Source organism: Streptomyces sp. BE20 (assembly GCF_036322525.1).
GTDB lineage: Bacteria > Actinomycetota > Actinomycetes > Streptomycetales > Streptomycetaceae > Kitasatospora.
Genome location: NZ_JAQYWW010000061.1, coordinates 1 through 334 on the forward strand (window position 1 = coordinate 1; position 334 = coordinate 334).

Consider the following 334-nt stretch of genomic DNA (forward strand, 5'->3'; position numbering starts at 1 on the left):
TCTGCCGGACGATCAACCGGCTGGAGACCATCGACTCCGGCACGATCTCCATCGACGGACGCCCGCTGCCCCCCCAGGGCCCGGAGCTCTCCCGGCAGCGGGCCCAGGTCGGCAAGGTGTTACAGAGCATCAACCAGTTAGCGCACAAGACCGAGCGGGAGAACCAGGTGAACGGGCAAGTCAAAGTCCGCGGCAACGCCCCGGACCTTCTTGAGAGGGTCGGCGTCCCCCCCCAGGCCCAAAATTTCCCGGCCCAACAGTCCCGCGGGCAGCAACAGCGCGGCGCGATCGCCCCGGCGCTGGCGTTTAAACCCAATGTGATTCTATTCGAACA

At 65.6% G+C, this 334-nt stretch carries 1 protein-coding gene; it reads left to right on the top strand.

Annotated elements, in window-relative coordinates:
• A partial coding sequence (locus tag PUR61_RS00225) for an ATP-binding cassette domain-containing protein (protein ID WP_329874361.1) occupies nt 1-334 on the top strand: 334 nt, incomplete at both ends.